Below are 16080 nucleotides of genomic sequence, written 5' to 3' on the forward strand. Positions count from 1 at the left end.
AGCATGGCAATAAGGTATAGTACCGAGTAGAGGGAGGAATCACCTTGCAAACGGTTGAGAAATGGGCGACACGCTCAGATGCGTGGACTCCCGACGATGATACTCGTTTGGCCGAACTCGTTCTGCAACATATCCGCTCAGGTAGCACGCAACTCAAAGCTTTCGAAGAAGCGGCAACACTGCTCGGGAGAACGGCAGCAGCCTGCGGTTACCGCTGGAATGGCGTGATCCGAAAACATTATCAAAGCGAGATCGAAGCGGCCAAACAAGAACGAAAAACACAGCAGACAAAGGCCGATATAACTACACCCGGCAAATCACTGCAGTCAGAGACGAGCGCATCTATGCTCGAGGTGATCACGTTCCTGCAGACGTTCGACGAGCAATATCAGAAACTTAAGGCGTACGTGAGCCAAATCGAGCAGGAAAAGCAACTTCTTGCGGAGCGTGTGGAAACCCTCGAAGCCCAATTGCAAACGCAGGGCAAGGCGTTTGATCAACCATTCTCGCCCGAACAGCTCGAAGAAGATTCGCGAACACTTTTCGCCATCATGGAGCGGGCTCGCAAGCTATTAGGTGACAACCGTCCGGCTGGAACTTGAGTATCATCTACAAAGTTTGGCCCGCAGCGCGGCAGCGAGTGCGGGCCGAAACGGTCCACTGCGCTTTTCCGCCATCGCGAACAACCGTTCAGCTGCCGCCATAGCTTCGTCCCGCCAACTCTGTGGATAGAAGTGACTACGCCGCGTAAACTCGTCCATATCCACCAGTGAAACGAGATGATTCTCTACGCGCACGTCCAAATCGAGATCGATAAATACCACGTCGGACCCGAAGATTGCCGGCGTAATCACGTTGGCATAGTAATCGGTAACTTCCGGTTTGAGAAGTACAAAAACTTGGTAAAACACGCCGGGCCAAAATAGCGCGGCAACGGGGTAATCCGAACTCCACGTCGTGCCATCGCGTTCCCGTACGGTTGCACCAGCCGGAATGAAGTAGCAGCCCGGGATGTTTACCGCTTCGACGCGTTGCCATACGCGATGGAGTTGACCATCATAACGCAAACTGATGAAGCGCACTTAACCATCCCCTCCCGCACCACCGTCAACTTTCTCGCTCCGCTCCGACTCATGTGGTAGGAAATCGACGAATAGGCGCGTACGCAAAAGGCCTTTCGCTCCAATTAAAACGATGGGGCCAATGAATAGTCCGATCACGCCCAACACCTTCAAACCCACATACAATCCGAATAGCGTCGTCAAGGTGTCCAAGCCAACGCTTTCCGCGAGAATCTTCGGCTCGATAGCATGCCTAATGAGAGAGATGACGACTTGTAATGCGAGCACCTTCACCGCCGTCGCCGTATCGCCCATGACCAGCGCCCCAACAGCCCATGGCACCGTGAGCAACGCCGATCCGACAATGGGAACCAAACCGGTCAACCCAAATAAAATGCCGAGCAGGACAGCATACGGAAAACGCAAGATGTACATGCCGATGACCCCAAGAAACGCAGATAGACACATGAGGATGAACTGTACGCGGATGGTACCAAGAAACGCGCGTTCCATGTCCGTAAAAACGACGTTGACTTTTGGGGCCCAACCGGGCGGAAGTAAGCGGTAGAAAGATGCAAGCATGCGTTCACGCCGTAGCAAGATAAAAAACGCGGTGACGACAGAAATCACAAAGATAAACAACGTGTCAGGTAAATGCGTAACAATGGAGATGAGCGATGTGACGAACTTATGGACGCTACCTTCCAGTCCGTGCACGAACTGCGTAACCGCAGATTGCACCGCACTACTTACCTGCGGCGGCAATTGGCCGTAGAGAGGTTGCGTACCATCAAGACGCTGTTCCAACTGAAACAATTCCGCTTTTAAGAACCATTGACTATGCGTTAAAAACGATGTGGCTTCGCGCAGCGTGCCGATGATGATACCGACGGAAATCGCCAGCGCAACCACAACCGCAACGGTCATGACGCTGAGTACCGACGTCAGCCGTCGCATACCCCGACGCTCACACAATCGCACGACGGGGATGAGCAGGATGGCAAAAATCCAGCCAATCACAAACGGCAAAATGTACTGCATGAGGTACGCCAGCGTCAGTGCGATGGCCGCGATAAACGCGAGCATGATGCAGACTTCAAGGGCGCGCCACAAATAGCGGCGCAGTTGCACTTCGCGTCCCATCCCTTGCAAGCAAAGCGCTCCTTTATTCGGCGGCTGTGGGTTTGATAAACCGGCGACGCAACATAAAGCCAACGCCAGCAAGTAGTATGCCAATCACGTAGCTCAAGGCTGAGAGCCATCCATGATGCCCTACGGCCATGAGCGTCGCACCAGCGGCTAACAAGGCCATCGTGAACAATGCAATACCAAAAAACATCAGACGCACGGGAACAGACATGACGTTCCCCCCAATTGTGTTATAGAGACCAACAAGTCATTTGATGTTTTCATCATACCATAAGACCTCGCGCGTGCAGAGAAGGAAGGGAATCACCAAGCTCATGTTTGGGGTGCCTTATTGAAGAGGAGTCAGAATGATACCAATGATGAGCGAACGATTCGCGCTGCGCTCATCTCGCTCGCGATGGACCCGTTGTTCAGGCCACAGACGCGTCTAGCCCTGCGGCCCGTCGTCTACCATTACGCGGGGACATGCAGATGCAGGTACGGCATGATGCGATCCCACGCGTCTTCCCGGCGATCTACCACCACAACATTGTTTGCCCCACAACGACGGTACATCTGCGCGCGCGACTCATCCTTACAAATGACAATCACCTGTGGCACGCCCGCCTCGCGCAAGGTCTGAATCAGCAGTGCCGACCGAATGGCATCGTTCATGTCACGGACGATCGCGATGTCCAACTGCGCACTTTGTACAGCCGCTTTTACAGTCGCTTTATGAGCTGGAACTAACATGGTGCGGTTGGGGTACCAAGCTCGCACCTTATGATGAACGTCTTCAAAGCAAGTGAGTACTCGCACGTCGATGCCTGCGCCAAGAGCGCGTTCGATCAACAGTCGATCCTCTTCCGAGCAAGCAGCCACCAGCATTTTTTGTATCACGTAAATCAACCTTTCAGAAGCACGTTGTTGATAGCGCTTTCATCAACAGTATAACATGAAACGGCGGCGAACAGAACCTCAGAACGCCGATTTGGGCGTCCGTTTTTTCAGCTGAATCGCACGCAACAGTTCCTCGCCATATGCATACACGACTTCACGTGCCAAGTCAGGACGTTCCATTTGCACCGCATCATAAATGGAGCGACACGTGCGTAGACCGAGATCGAGCTTCGGGTTAAGCACGCGCAAGCTGCTGCGCAAGGCCTCTTGCAAGACGCGAAACGCATTTTCGAGCACACGGTTGGCGGCACACTCGGCCAGTACAGAATAAAAGTGCAGTTCACTGGCGATGCGGTGCTCACTGTGCCGCCCCGAGGACTCAAGTTCAAATAAAGCGCGAGCGAGCGCCGAATAGTCCGATCCGCCTCGTCGCTTCGCTGCAGCGTGCGCAATGCCGGCGAGCACGGCAGTCTGCAATTCGACCAGATCGCGCACCTCGTCCAAGCCGAGAAGGATTGCAGCATCGAGAGGCTGCATCCACATCTCGACCGATGCCGTACGCACATACGTGCCATTGCCGTGTCGAAATTCAACCAGTCCCTGCCCGCGCAGCGCCCCAAGCGCCTCGCGAACTGTGGCGCGACTACAGCCGAACTGCGCTGCCAATGCCTGCAACGTGGGCAGCTTTTCCCCAGGTTGAAACAAGCCTTGCTCGATCATCCGACGCATATCGTCGGCAATCTGCATATACAGCTTCTTTGGGGTTCTGCCGTCCACGCTGCCACCTCCCTACACTTGCCCTGGCCATTGCGCAGCCCGAAAACTGCGTGCGCCGTCAGCGCACGACGATGTTGACCAACCGCCCTGGCACGTAAATCTGCTTGACGATCTCTTTGCCTTCGACCCACTCAGCCAGTTCCGGCAAGGTCTTTGCCTGCTCGATGGCGTCTTCTTGACCAATATCGGCAGCCACGGTCAAGCGCGCCCGAACGCGCCCGTTCACTTGCACGGCAATCTCAACTTCGTCATCCTTGAGCCACGCTTCGTCATACGTCGGCCAAGTTGCGTCAAAGACGGACGAGCTGTGACCTAATAGCGACCACATCTCCTCGCCCAGGTGTGGCGCAAACGGCGCGATGGCGACCGTCAAAGTTTCCAGCGACGCCCGGTCAATGCCGTCTTTCGCTTCACTGCTCAGAGCATTGACGTACTCCATAAACGCGCTAACTGCTGTGTTAAAGCGAAAACCTTCCATGCGCTCAGTCAACGAGGCGACGAAGCGATGACGCAACTTCGTGAGTGCCGGGCGTTCGCGAGATGGGTTCGCGGCATGGGCGGTGACCAGCTTGTATGTGCGGCTGAGGAAACGGGCGACCCCCTCCAAGCCGTTGGTGCTCCACTCCGCTTCGTCTTCCGGAGGGCCGACAAACATCTCATACATGCGCAACGCGTCGACACCGTAGGCTGCGATGATGTCATCGGGGTTGACGACGTTCCCCTTCGATTTGCTCATCTTCGCCCCGTTCAGTGTGATCATGCCTTGCGTGAAAAGGCGTTGGAACGGCTCATCGAACTGAATAAGTCCGAGATCGTAGATGAACTTGACGTAAAAACGCGAATACAAAAGGTGCAACACCGCGTGCTCGACACCGCCGATGTACATGTCGACGGGCAGCCAATAATCGATGGCCTCCTTCGAGAAAGGTGCCTTGTCGTTATGTGGATCGGCATACCGCAAAAAGTACCAGCAAGAACCAGCCCACTGCGGCATGGTGTCGGTTTCGCGCTCAGCCGGACCGCCACACTTCGGGCAGGTCGTATGAACAAATGACGGAATGGCCGCAAGCGGCGATTCACCGGTGCCCGTCGGCTCGTAGCGCTCCACGTCAGGCAAGGTAACCGGCAACTGATCTTCCGGCACCGCAACCGCACCACACTTTGGGCAATGTACAATCGGGATGGGCTCGCCCCAATACCGCTGACGGGCAAACACCCAGTCGCGCAGACGATAGGTGACGGCCGCTTCCGCATGCCCCGTTTGCGCAAGCAAATCGATGGCCGCCTTTTTTGCCTCGGCCACTGTTTGGCCGTCGAGTGGGCCGGAGTTACACATGACGCCATCGCCCGTGTACAGTTCTTCCGCCTCGCCTGCTAAAGGCTTCACGACCGGAATGATGTCAAGTTGAAACTGCTTCGCGAATTCGTAGTCCCGCTCATCGTGCGCAGGTACGGCCATAATGGCACCTGTGCCGTAATCCATCAGCACGTAATCGGCAATCCATACCGGCAACTTGCGGTCAAGCAAGGGATGTTGGACATACGCGCCCGTGAAAACGCCGGTCTTCGTCTTATCGACAACTTGCCGCTCGACATTCGACTTGCGCAGAGCCTCCTCGATATACGCCTCGACGGCCGCGCGCTGTGCAGGTGTAGTAATGCTCTGCACGAGCGGATGCTCCGGTGCCAACACCATATACGTTGCACCGTAGATGGTGTCCGGCCGCGTCGAAAACACTTCGATCTCGCCATCGCGATCGACCAACTGAAAGCGAATGCGCGCTCCCTCGCTGCGTCCGATCCACGCTCGTTGCATGCGCTTGACGTGCTCCGGCCAGTCGAGCTTGTCCAAATCGTCCAGCAAGCGATCCGCATATGCCGTGATTTTCAGCATCCATTGATCCATTTCGCGCTTGGTCACTTCAGCTCCACAGCGCTCGCACTTGCCTTCGACGACCTCCTCGTTGGCAAGTCCCGTCTTACAACTTGGGCACCAGTTGATGGGCATCTTCTTGCGATATGCCAGCCCGCGTTCAAACATTTTGACAAAAAAGTACTGGGTCCAACGATAAAACGACGGGTCAGTCGTGTTGACCTCGCGCTCCCAGTCGTACATCGCGCCAATCTCTTCGAGCTGGCGCTTAAAGTTTGCGATGTTGCGCTCCGTTGCGATGCGCGGATGAATGCCGTTTTGAATCGCATAGTTCTCAGCCGGCAGGCCAAACGCGTCCCAACCCATCGGGTGCAGAATTTCATATCCATGCAGCCGCTTATATCGACTCCATACGTCGGAAATTGTGTAACCCCGCCAGTGGCCAACGTGCAGGCCGTTGCCGGACGGATAGGGAAACATATCGAGGCAGTAGTACTTCGGCTTGCCGCTTTTGCCGTGAGCGCGATGTACGCCCGTCTCCCGCCACCGTTCCTTCCACTTGCGTTCAATTTCCTGTGGCTTGTATTCCATGTCTTGTCCCCCTGTTAGGTGCGTCGGCGACCACATGGCCGCATTCTGACAAAAAACTCTCGTCCGTATTATAGGACGAGAGTTCCCTACGGCGCCAGGCCGGGTCTGTTGATGTCGATTTCGTCAACTTAACGGCGGTCGGACGATCCGCCCATAATCCCCATCAGGCGCAGGATGAACAGGAACAGGTTGACGAAGTCCAAGTACAGCGAGAGCACCATCCACGGCACGTGTTGTTCTGCCACGCCGTACTGCGCCAGGCGATTGACGTCAAACAACACATAGCCGACGAAGATGGCAACGCCGAGAAACGCGTAAATGAGGCTTGCCACCGATGAAAACCCTGTAAAAATAGACACGATACCCATCAAGAGCAAAGCCAGCATTCCGATGAACAAAAAGCCACCGAGGAACGAAAAATCCATCGACGAACGCGTTGCCACAAACGACGCGACAAGGAACGCACCAGCCGTTACGGCCAGCGCTTTGATCACGATACCGACACCAAGACCAACCGCGTAATAGCTGATGATGGGCCACAGTGTGATGCCAGAAATGAAGGTGAAGAGATACACAAACGGAAAACCGATGGCACGCGTGCGCTGCCGGAACATCGCGTAGATAATCATCCCAAGTTCGACGAGGCTAAGCACGGGTATCAAACCCATGGGTAGTTGCGTGCCAGCCAGCACGCCGACCAAAGCCGTCAACAATGTGCCAAACAGGCCTAAAAACACACGTCCCAACAGGCGATTTTGCGTAATCGTATAGGTCTGCTGCATGCCGATGTCCTCCTTTAACCTTCTCCATTCATCGTCCCCTAAAGAACGGGCAAGCCATGAAGCAGCTGTGAGAGAAGCGTTTGATAGACTTTAGGCCACACAAGCTTGGACAGTTCGCCGCGTGGAACCCACATCGCATCGTCAGATTGACTTGCGATGTGTACCTGATGATACCCAACAGGCCGTACAACGACAACCCGCCATTCTAGGTGCGTAAAGACGTGCCTTGCTTCCGCCGCAATCACAAAATCCACTGCCGCGGGCTTTTCGGCAACAGACGACACGTCCTCCTCTATGGTATTGCCGATTGCGAGTTTATGCAATCGTGTGCGGGCCGCAAGATATAACTGGTCTGCGCTATACGGCGGATCGTCCGGCAGTTCAACCATCGGCAGTTGCCACATTCCCGCCAGCAAGCCGTCGTCCGTGCGACGCTCGGCGAGTAAAGCCCCGTCCCGCTCAATCCAGAGTGCCACAACCGTGACCTTGCGGCGGGCTTTTTTCGGCGTTTTCAACGGCAATTCCGGTGCCGTGCCCTGTTGCCGTCCCCGACAAGCCGCCGCGACAGGACACATCTCGCAACGTGGACGGCGCGGGACGCAAACCAGTGCGCCGAGTTCCATCAACGCCTGTGTGAACAAGCGTGGCTCCTCCGTATGGATGGCGAGATCGACCGCATCGGTGATCGTACGCTTGGTCGCGGGCAGGTCAACGGGATGGGCGATAGATAGGAAGCGGGCCATGACGCGCAATACATTGCCGTCTACAGCGGGCTGCGGACGGTTAAACGCGATACTCATCACCGCACCTGCCGTGTATGGGCCGACACCCGGCAAGGCGCGAACAGCGTCGGCATCATCCGGAATCACACCGCCATAGGCATCCCGGACGACTTGCATCGCCTGGTGCAGATTGCGGGCGCGACGGTAATAACCAAGCCCCTCCCACAGTTTCATCACGTCATCCTCGGCCGCATCCGCGAGCGCGCCGGCGTTTGGATAAGCCTCAACAAAGCGTTGATAATACGGAATTACGGTTTCGACCCGCGTCTGTTGCAGCATGGTCTCGCTGACCAGAATGCGGTACGGATCCGTGGTTTCACGCCACGGTAACTTGCGGGCGTTAACGCGATACCACGCCACTAGTGTATGAGCGAAATCAGCCAAGCTTTCCGCCGAGTGCATGCCAAACCTCCCGTTCTCGCGCAATTTACATTTCGACACATCGGATAAGCCAGAAGTCAACTTCGCGGCGGTGAAAACAACCGAGGATTCCAGTTTGCTCGTTCATACTGTGTCGGATTGCGGACACAATACGTTTTGGGGGGTGCTGTCCATGTGGAATGTGATGAACGCAATGACGGGCATGGCGCGCCAGCGCATGATGCCGCGCCGTCGCGGCAATGGCGTCGGCACGATGACCGCCCTGCTGATTGGCGCGAGTGTCGGCATCGCCGCGTGGGAAGCAGTGCGCCAAGTCCAAGGCAGGAATAGCGGCTCCCAAAGCAATAACAGCAGTGCGATGGAAATCGCTCAGGAAGTGATGAGCGAAATCCAGGAGTAAATTCGGGTAACCATCGCTCTGCTGGTTCGTCGATGCGCCGTTTCCAGATGGAACGGCGCCGACGAGCAATGTTCAGTCAAGGGTAGCGGCGATGAATGCCATACTTATGTTTCCAAACCTGATACGATAGCCGACTGCGTTTAAAGCTGTCTACAAACCTTTGCGTGTTGTCCAACACCCGGCGCGCTTCAGCCATACTGACCTGCCGTGTGAACAACGCTTCGCCAAATTCCTCGAGATCGATGATATGGTAGTACGACCGTTCGTACAACAGCACGTCCACATACATATCCTCAACGTATATGTATTCTTGGTCTTCCCAAACCTTGACGAGATCGACATAGTGATCAAACCGAAGCCGCGGATGCTTAACGGGAACCCCTTGATCCATGCACGTGCTTACGGCAATCCCCCACTGCGGATAAATTTCGCGCATGTGATTGCTGTAGCCGTGCTCAAAAGCGGGGCGTTCCACGACGACCAACCCCGGGCGCCGAAAGAACTTGTCGATGGTGAACGGCTCATTCGATCGGTCGATCCCGCGCTCTTCCCGTTTATGTATCTGCTGGACGCGGCCTGCTCGAAGCGCCACACACGCCCCTCCTGACTCCGTGAAATCCGCTTTTCCATATAGACTACCATGAGTTGCGGAAAACACAAAGCCAAGGCTGCCGTCCTTTACCACAACCTGCGCGAAGATTTTGCGCGAAATCGCTTTGGACGCCGCTTGACCGTCGGCACATGTATGGTTTCTTTGCGCGTCCCCCGCAAATACATACGCTTTTTACGCAACGCTCGACGTCGATGCATCATCCACCAAAAGCCGCCTCCAATCATGGCTAGCATGATCAAATACCAGTATGGTGGCGCGCTCTCCAGCGGTTCCGCATAGGTGAGCGATGCGGCATCAGCGTGCTCAATGACAACCCATTTGCCGTCGGCGCCAAACAACTTTGCACTCGGTGGCAACATTGAATGGCCACCCGTAGTTGGATTGTAAAATTCCAGGTAACCCTCTTCGTTTTCACCCTCGTATTCCCAGTTGTCGATCACGGTTTGTCCGAAGTTGACCTCGTGATACAGCGGATTGCGGGAGACAAAAGGCATAACCAACCGATACGCCTCAAACATAAAAAGCAATACCAGCGCACCCAGTACAGCCATGATCCATATGGGAATGCGGCGGCGGCGCCCAAGATTCATGCGTGATTGCATGGACTCACCCCCATGCTTCCTTCACGACTATGAATATGAACAAGCCGCTCGGAACAGAACGGGGCGAGGAGGAAAGCAGCGGAGAGTAAGGAGCGTTTAAAACAGTTGATCCGACTCAATCAGCTGGCTCAGTTGCTCAACAGCCGTCTCTTCATCCGAACCGTTAGCCCGCAAAACCACCTTCTGCCCGGATGCAATAGCCAGCGACATGACACCCATGATGCTTTTGGCATTGACGGCACGACCGTCTTTTTCAATAAAAATTTCCGATTTGAACGTCGTTGCCTCCTGCACAAACTTTGCAGCCGCGCGAGCGAACAAACCTCCTTGCAAACGCACAGTGGTTTCTTTTTCCACCATCTTCATCACCAGTTTCTCATGATTTGTTTTGAGTATAACACGCGCCAAGGCCCACTCGATAGCGGTTACAGGGGCGTTTCTAGACCAAATCTGACGAATCGTTGACAGTCCGTTGTCCAATGTTTGAACGATCTCGATGTTGCAACGCAATCTCTTCTAATTTACGAAAGCGGTGATTCAACCCAGACTTGGTAACGCGACCATTGAGAAGCTTGCTCAGCTCCTGCAAGTTGGCCTCCGGGTGACGCAACCGGATGTCCGCCACCTCCCGCAGATGCTCCGGCAGGCTATCGAGGCCAATTGTCTGCTCAATCCAGCGAATATGCTCCAATTGGCGAACCGCAGCGGAAATCGTCTTGTTCATGTTGGCAGTCTCGCAATTGACCAAGCGATTTACCTGATTGCGCATACCCTTTAAAATCCTTCTATCCTCAAACTGCAATAAGGCTCGCACCGCGCCGATAATGTTCAAGAAGTCCACAATTTTCTCGACTTCCTTGATGTACACGATGTAACCCTTTTTCCGATTGGTCATCCGCGCGTGCAACTCGTATACGTTCATCAACTCGTGCACCCAATGTGCCAAGTCGCGCGATGGGGCATAGATCTCCAAGTGATACGAGGAGCTGCCAGGGGCATTGACGGAACCACCAGCCAAAAATGCGCCCCGCAGAAACGCGCGCCGCAACTCATCCACAGGCGGAAGATCCCAGGCTGCCGACAGAGGCCCCTCCTCATAAGAACCGCGATACCCCAAATCCGAGAGTACCGCTTCCGCCTGCACCCGCGGCAAACGTACCGTGTAGACATGGTTCTTCTTCAACCTCATCTTCTTGCGCACGACGACTTCCGGGCGAACGTGGAAGAGATCCTTGAGCGATGTGTAAATTCGCCGAGCAGTCGCCACATTTTCCGTTTCGATCGCGAGTTCGCTTCGCCCATCAAAAGTCTTAAACATGGCCCCCAGAGCAAGGATGGCCATCAATTCAAAACGCGATGCCGCCGCATCGGACGTCAATTGCGTGAGTTCTTTTTTGGTCTCTGCGGCAAACGACATACGCGTGTCTCCTATTCTCGCCTGGTGTCTCGCTCATAGCCGAGCAAGCTGACGATTTGTTCGGCGATCTTGCGACTGTCGTGACGGGCATAAGTCGCATAATGCACAAAATCGCGCGCGATCACCTTGAGCCCCAGTCGATTCAATTCTTCAATATCCACACGCACTGGGTAGCTCATCTGCTGCTGATACTGTTGCAATGCTTCCTCGGGAAGCGGAGCTGCATTGACAAGCACATAGTCGAACAAAGGCTTGCCAATGTGCTTATAAATCGCCTTGACGTGGCTTGAAGCAGAGAGATCGTCCGTTTCGCCACGTTGCGTCATGACGTTACAAACGTAAATCTTACGTGCGCTACTGCCCGCAATGGCATCGGCAATGCCCGGAACCAGCAAATTTGGCAGCACGCTTGTGTAAAGACTTCCCGGGCCGACGACGATGGCGTCCGCCGACGCGATCGCGCTCAAGACATCTGGCAGCGGTTCAAGATCCCTTGGAACGAGTTCCAACAGTTCGATGCGGCCACCGGCCTCCGGGATCTTCGATTCCCCCTCGATCACGCTACCATCCGCCAAATGAGCTCGCAAGCGAACGTCCTCGCGCACAGCGGGCAGGACCTTGCCACGCACTGCCAAAACCCGACTTGTCTCCCGGATCGCAGATTCGAAGTCGCCCATGATGTGCGTCATGGCGGCGAGAAACAAATTGCCGAAACTGTGCCCTTCAAGCCCCTGTCCGGCTGGGAATCGAAACTGTAGCAAGCGCTCCAAAAGCGGCTCGGTGTCTGCCAGGGCAACGAGACAATTGCGGATATCACCCGGTGGCGGCATGGCGAAGTCGTCGCGCAATCGCCCCGAACTCCCCCCGTCATCCGCAACCGTCACGACCGCCGTCAATTCAACCTGATATTCCTTCAAACCACGCAAGATGGTAGACAAACCAGTACCGCCGCCGATGGCGACGATTTTCAGGCGCCGCTCTTGCCAGCGCTGGCGCCGACGCGACTGCCGCATATCCGACCACCAGCCAAAGGCCAGCAACAGTACGGCCGCCAATAACACGGCCAGACCCAGCATCGTCGCATGCGGCCAGTGCGCCAAGCGGACCACGCCAGCCAAGATACCAATGCCAAAGCAGGCGATGGTCCATGCCAATAGCCACCACTGTCGCATGCTCAACCCTCCCGCCGAAAATCGCGATGCGTGAGCTCGACATCGGCCGCCTGCGCGAGGTGGTTGGCGATGTGTTTAGCAATGGCAACGGATCTATGCTTGCCACCCGTGCACCCGATGCCGACGACCAAGTGACTCTTCCCTTCACGCTGGTATTCGGGAATCAAAAAGTCGAGCATGTCTTCGGTCTTTTTAAGGAACTCCTGCGTCGCTGGCCACTGCATCACGTATTGATACACCGGATCGTCCTCGCCGGTGTACGGACGCAGCCCATCGATGTAGTGTGGATTTGGCAAAAAACGAACGTCCAATACCATATCCGCGTCCAGCGGCACCCCGTACTTGAAGCCGAACGACATGACATGGACAGGCAAACGCATGACTCGCTCGACGAAACGTCTGCCAAGCTCCTGCTTAAGTTGATTGGCCGTCAGTTGACTCGTGTCGATCACGGCGTCGGCCGCCTGGCGTACTGCCGCTAAGGCCACGCGCTCCTCCTGAATGCTCTCCAGTAGACGAGCGCCTTGCGCAAGCGGATGCCGGCGGCGCGATTCTTTGTAGCGACGGACCAGTGTCGCGTCGTCGGCATCGAGGAACACCAGTTGAACTTCAGCGTCCTTGCGCTCGCGGATCGCCTTGAGCGTCTGTAAAAGAGGTTCAAACAACTCGCCTCCGCGCAGATCGCACCCGAACGCCATCTTCGCCAGCCTGCCGGATGCGTGTTCGGCCATGTCGAGCAAGCGCGGAATAAGGGCAGGCGGCAAATTGTCGACACAGAAGAAGCCAAAGTCTTCAAACGCCTGCATGGCGACCGACTTACCTGCGCCGGACATGCCGGTCAATACGACCGTTTGCAAGCGGCTTGTCACATCGCATCCCCCTCTTGCGCTGCCCCAAACGGCGGATCGAACTCATAATTGGCGGGATCCATCTCACAGGCGAGCAACTTGTGTTGAACGTCATATTCGAAGCGGCCGAAAAAGACGCGCTTATCGCCTTGATATTCGGCCGCAATGGTGCGCTTTAACATTAGTCGATCGCCTTCATCCATCGGCAAGCCGAGCATTTCATCCGGTCGCACGACGGCGAGCTTTCCTTCCCTGTGTTGTGACAACAAAACCCCACTCGCGCCGTACCCGACAAACTGTGCAATGAGCCGATGCTTTGGCTCCTCATCGGGACCACCTGCAATTCGAACCTGATATATCCCTCGCAATGCGGCATCCGTCAGCGTGATTCCCGTCTCTTCTGCAAATTCGCGCATGGCGGCCAGCCGCCATAACTCGTGTTCTTCCACCTTGCCCCCCGGCAAATACCACCAACCGCGCCGCGGCTTGCACAACATGACAAACCCGTGTTCCCAAGGAACATAACAGTTCACAATCACTTGCAAGGCGTCCACCTCACTTGTGAAAAGCATAGCATTTCCGTGCCGAAGTATACCAGGGTAGAATACCCGGGGCAAAAAAAGGGGCGCCCGAACCGGGCGCCAAAAGCTTTATATCAAAAGGGGGTCAAATGTGCTACGGTTTCATCATAAGGGCTTCATGTTTCAATCGTGTTACAGCGACGTGAAATTTCGATGACCAGCAAACATTTTAGTGCTGCCATCGCTGCCCGTTCGACGTCCAATCCGAGCAACGCCGGTCTCCTCACGACCACCTGCCATCAAGGCTGTCAAACGCCAAGTTTGAGCAATATTTGTTCCAAGCGAGCGCTGCACTTGCGTATGGACGATGGCGACACGCTGAATTCTGCAGCCAATTCCCTTTGTATCACCGGAACTCCGTAATACCGCAAGACGATATAAAGAACACTTGCCACCCAAATATCAGGTTTGCTGATCCGGCGGTTTGCATGTAGAAACATGTCGTACAAGTACATGTTCCATACCCGTTTAGCCTCTACAATTAATCTTTCGAGGCTTTTCGTCGATAACCACTGACATACACGCTCTGAGACGTAACGCCACTGCGGGTTCAGGTTGAGAATGACATCCGAACTGATGTCGTCAAGCGAAATTTCCTGCAGGGTTCCACCCTGCCAGACCTTCAACCTGCCCTTCGCCCCCATGCGTTTAAGAGCAACGACAGCATAAAGGCGCAAAGTGTCATCGATATCAGAGCGCCCCAGGAATAGCCGCAGGGCCTTTTCCGCATCGCTGTCCGCGACAACGGCGAGTGCGCGAATGACGCGCCGCCGCGTCTCATGATTGCCGTGACGCAACCCCCAATAGAGCGAGGCACGCAAAAGCGGGTCGCGCCGCCACTCGTCCGGAGCCGACGACTTTAGCCTGTCTTTAACTTCTGCCAACTGAGCTTCGATAGGCAAGTCGAGCTGATATCCGACCCGGAAACCGAGACTTTCACCCGTTCGAACGGTCATCAAGCGCTCCAAATAGTATTCCGCTACGTGTCGATAATCGCGATGGCGCTTGAGCAACAACCAGTAGCGCTCTGCCGTCGCCCACTCGCCACAGTTGGCGGCAGCCGCCGCGATGGCATGAAGCAGGATGGGATCATCCAATTGTGCAACGTGTAGCAGTCTGCGAAATGCCACCATCGCCTCGCGATGCCAACCGATAATGCCAAGCGTTGTACCAATTTTCATGGCAATATCGGGGTTTAGAGAAAACACTTTCGTCAACGGCTCTGCCGCCACCGCCAAAGCGTCTTCTGCCCCGTAGTGCTTTAGCAAAAGAGCACGATTGCAAAGCGCATGCAGGTTGTCCGGCTGCCGTTCTAAAACCTCTTCAACCATCCTGAGCGCCTTGTCATGCTGCCCAGTGTAATAATAGGCCAGACACAAATTGTTACACGCTGCTAAATGCCCTGGATCTTCCTGTACAACTTGTTCGAGCCATTCGACAGCGGCCTCAAACTGTCCATTTTCTAGAAAGTAGCGGCCATCCTTTACCGCAGATAAGTTATCGAGCTTTTCTTTCTCTTCTTGCCATTTCTGAAGAACTCGCCCGCCGCCAAACTCATCCACTAAGATGTCCAACATTTCCTCCGCATCGGCGGCATATTCGCCGTTCGGATCCATATCGAGATAACGCAGTACGTATTCTTCAGCGGTATCGTACTGCCCCATGTTTGCATAGTTGTTGGCAAGGTAAAACTGGCACTCAGCCATATTCGGATCCAGGTGGTTCAAGACGTGCTGCAGTACCTGATTCGATGCCTCAAAGTCGCCCATCTCGGACAGGACGCCTGCAAGGTTGCAATAGTTCACAGGATTGTCCGGTTCATATTCGACTGTTTTACGAAACGCCCTGAGCGCTCGCGGCAAGTCGTTGCGCTGCAAAAAGCGAACGCCGCGCTCAAAGAAGTACGATGCGTCAAATTCCATCGCAATCACGTTGGATCGACGGTCGGACGAATCTTGGCGATAATGACGTGTGTCCATACGTCCATACGCACCTCCTGCAACGCTGTCCGTTGTCTGCGAAACGGCCCTGCGTTGACAAGCCGGATTGCTGCTGAACCAACCGCAAGGACAAAGATTATGTGAACTGGTGGAAAAAGTATACCACATCAGAGACCGGTTGGCGAAGTACCTCAAGAAATTCGCCCATGTGGTATAATGAAGAATCAGCTTT

Annotated in this window: 18 protein-coding genes; 2 read left to right on the forward strand and 16 right to left on the reverse strand. The window is 55.0% G+C overall.

All coding sequences use genetic code 11. From position 1 onward, the window contains the following. The first annotated feature begins 44 nt into the window (after positions 1–44). On the forward strand, positions 45–602 hold the full coding sequence (locus QMF38_RS06935) for an RsfA family transcriptional regulator (protein ID WP_058095261.1): 558 nt from the start codon (positions 45–47) through the stop codon (positions 600–602). A 3-nt stretch (positions 603–605) separates the two neighbouring features. Here the strand turns inward: QMF38_RS06935 and QMF38_RS06940 are convergent, their stop codons facing one another. The 8 genes from QMF38_RS06940 to mutY form a co-directional block, all read right to left on the reverse strand. Continuing rightward, positions 606–1082, reverse strand: coding sequence for a DUF402 domain-containing protein (locus QMF38_RS06940; RefSeq protein WP_058095260.1), 477 nt, complete (start codon positions 1080–1082; stop codon positions 606–608). After that, the gene (ytvI, locus tag QMF38_RS06945; RefSeq protein WP_198146688.1) at positions 1083–2204 is read right to left on the reverse strand and encodes a sporulation integral membrane protein YtvI; all 1122 of its coding nucleotides are present in this window, start codon (positions 2202–2204) and stop codon (positions 1083–1085) included. A 22-nt stretch (positions 2205–2226) separates the two neighbouring features. Continuing rightward, a complete protein-coding gene (locus QMF38_RS06950; protein WP_058095258.1) occupies positions 2227–2421 on the reverse strand; it encodes a hypothetical protein in 195 nt (64 codons plus the stop codon). Positions 2422–2663: 242 nt separating this feature from the next. Next, entirely contained in the window at positions 2664–3089 is a 426-nt protein-coding gene (locus QMF38_RS06955; protein ID WP_281758999.1) for a hypothetical protein, read from the reverse strand. 78 nt (positions 3090–3167) lie between these two features. Further along, positions 3168–3866: a FadR/GntR family transcriptional regulator gene (locus tag QMF38_RS06960; RefSeq protein ID WP_232302335.1), complete on the reverse strand. Its 699-nt coding sequence runs from the start codon at positions 3864–3866 to the stop codon at positions 3168–3170. Positions 3867–3924: 58 nt separating this feature from the next. After that, on the reverse strand, positions 3925–6330 hold the full coding sequence (leuS, locus tag QMF38_RS06965; protein WP_281759000.1) for a leucine--tRNA ligase: 2406 nt from the start codon (positions 6328–6330) through the stop codon (positions 3925–3927). A 128-nt stretch (positions 6331–6458) separates the two neighbouring features. After that, positions 6459–7112, reverse strand: coding sequence for a Bax inhibitor-1/YccA family protein (locus QMF38_RS06970; protein WP_058095256.1), 654 nt, complete (start codon positions 7110–7112; stop codon positions 6459–6461). 38 nt (positions 7113–7150) lie between these two features. Beyond that, complete coding sequence (gene mutY, locus QMF38_RS06975; protein WP_058095255.1) at positions 7151–8296, reverse strand: A/G-specific adenine glycosylase; 1146 nt, start codon at positions 8294–8296, stop codon at positions 7151–7153. A 151-nt stretch (positions 8297–8447) separates the two neighbouring features. On the opposite strand from mutY, the gene QMF38_RS06980 reads away from it, so the two are divergent. Beyond that, positions 8448–8675 (forward strand): hypothetical protein, encoded by a 228-nt coding sequence (locus tag QMF38_RS06980; protein WP_040289118.1) that lies wholly within the window; start codon positions 8448–8450, stop codon positions 8673–8675. Positions 8676–8751: 76 nt separating this feature from the next. Here QMF38_RS06980 and QMF38_RS06985 read toward each other — a convergent pair whose 3' ends face one another. From QMF38_RS06985 to QMF38_RS07020, 8 genes are all read right to left on the reverse strand, one after another. Beyond that, positions 8752–9267, reverse strand: a complete 516-nt coding sequence (locus QMF38_RS06985) for a hypothetical protein (protein ID WP_040289119.1) — start codon at positions 9265–9267, stop codon at positions 8752–8754. Between the two features lie 86 nt (positions 9268–9353). Beyond that, complete coding sequence (locus QMF38_RS06990) at positions 9354–9890, reverse strand: hypothetical protein (RefSeq protein WP_058095254.1); 537 nt, start codon at positions 9888–9890, stop codon at positions 9354–9356. Positions 9891–9986: 96 nt separating this feature from the next. Beyond that, positions 9987–10250: an HPr family phosphocarrier protein gene (locus QMF38_RS06995; RefSeq protein WP_198146686.1), complete on the reverse strand. Its 264-nt coding sequence runs from the start codon at positions 10248–10250 to the stop codon at positions 9987–9989. 79 nt (positions 10251–10329) lie between these two features. Further along, a complete protein-coding gene (gene whiA, locus QMF38_RS07000; protein WP_058095252.1) occupies positions 10330–11307 on the reverse strand; it encodes a DNA-binding protein WhiA in 978 nt (325 codons plus the stop codon). Positions 11308–11318: 11 nt separating this feature from the next. Then, complete coding sequence (locus tag QMF38_RS07005; protein WP_281759001.1) at positions 11319–12479, reverse strand: gluconeogenesis factor YvcK family protein; 1161 nt, start codon at positions 12477–12479, stop codon at positions 11319–11321. A 2-nt stretch (positions 12480–12481) separates the two neighbouring features. Then, a complete protein-coding gene (gene rapZ / locus QMF38_RS07010; RefSeq protein WP_040289122.1) occupies positions 12482–13348 on the reverse strand; it encodes an RNase adapter RapZ in 867 nt (288 codons plus the stop codon). Beyond that, the gene (locus QMF38_RS07015) at positions 13345–13866 is read right to left on the reverse strand and encodes an NUDIX domain-containing protein (protein WP_232302334.1); all 522 of its coding nucleotides are present in this window, start codon (positions 13864–13866) and stop codon (positions 13345–13347) included. Before QMF38_RS07015 ends, rapZ begins: the two co-directional genes overlap by 4 nt. Positions 13867–14156: 290 nt before the next feature. Further along, positions 14157–15887 carry a tetratricopeptide repeat protein gene (locus QMF38_RS07020; RefSeq protein WP_281759002.1) on the reverse strand — a complete coding sequence of 577 codons (1731 nt, stop codon included), beginning with the start codon at positions 15885–15887 and terminating at the stop codon, positions 14157–14159. Positions 15888–16080 lie beyond the last annotated feature (193 nt).

Source organism: Alicyclobacillus hesperidum subsp. aegles, assembly GCF_027923525.1.
GTDB classification, from domain to species: Bacteria; Bacillota; Bacilli; order Alicyclobacillales; family Alicyclobacillaceae; genus Alicyclobacillus; species Alicyclobacillus aegles.

Excerpts from the sequence above, each read along its gene's own strand:
- QMF38_RS06995 (WP_198146686.1), bottom strand. The coding sequence starts at position 10,250 with ATGGTGGAAAAAGAAACCACTGTGCGTTTGCAAGGAGGTTTGTTCGCT.
- QMF38_RS07005 (WP_281759001.1), bottom strand. The coding sequence starts at position 12,479 with ATGCGACAGTGGTGGCTATTGGCATGGACCATCGCCTGCTTTGGCATT.
- mutY (WP_058095255.1), bottom strand. The coding sequence starts at position 8,296 with ATGCACTCGGCGGAAAGCTTGGCTGATTTCGCTCATACACTAGTGGCG.
- QMF38_RS06950 (WP_058095258.1), bottom strand. The coding sequence starts at position 2,421 with ATGTCTGTTCCCGTGCGTCTGATGTTTTTTGGTATTGCATTGTTCACG.
- whiA (WP_058095252.1), bottom strand. The coding sequence starts at position 11,307 with ATGTCGTTTGCCGCAGAGACCAAAAAAGAACTCACGCAATTGACGTCC.
- QMF38_RS06990 (WP_058095254.1), bottom strand. The coding sequence starts at position 9,890 with ATGCAATCACGCATGAATCTTGGGCGCCGCCGCCGCATTCCCATATGG.
- QMF38_RS06970 (WP_058095256.1), bottom strand. The coding sequence starts at position 7,112 with ATGCAGCAGACCTATACGATTACGCAAAATCGCCTGTTGGGACGTGTG.
- QMF38_RS07020 (WP_281759002.1), bottom strand. The coding sequence starts at position 15,887 with ATGGACACACGTCATTATCGCCAAGATTCGTCCGACCGTCGATCCAAC.
- QMF38_RS06980 (WP_040289118.1), top strand. The coding sequence starts at position 8,448 with ATGTGGAATGTGATGAACGCAATGACGGGCATGGCGCGCCAGCGCATG.
- ytvI (WP_198146688.1), bottom strand. The coding sequence starts at position 2,204 with ATGGGACGCGAAGTGCAACTGCGCCGCTATTTGTGGCGCGCCCTTGAA.
- leuS (WP_281759000.1), bottom strand. The coding sequence starts at position 6,330 with ATGGAATACAAGCCACAGGAAATTGAACGCAAGTGGAAGGAACGGTGG.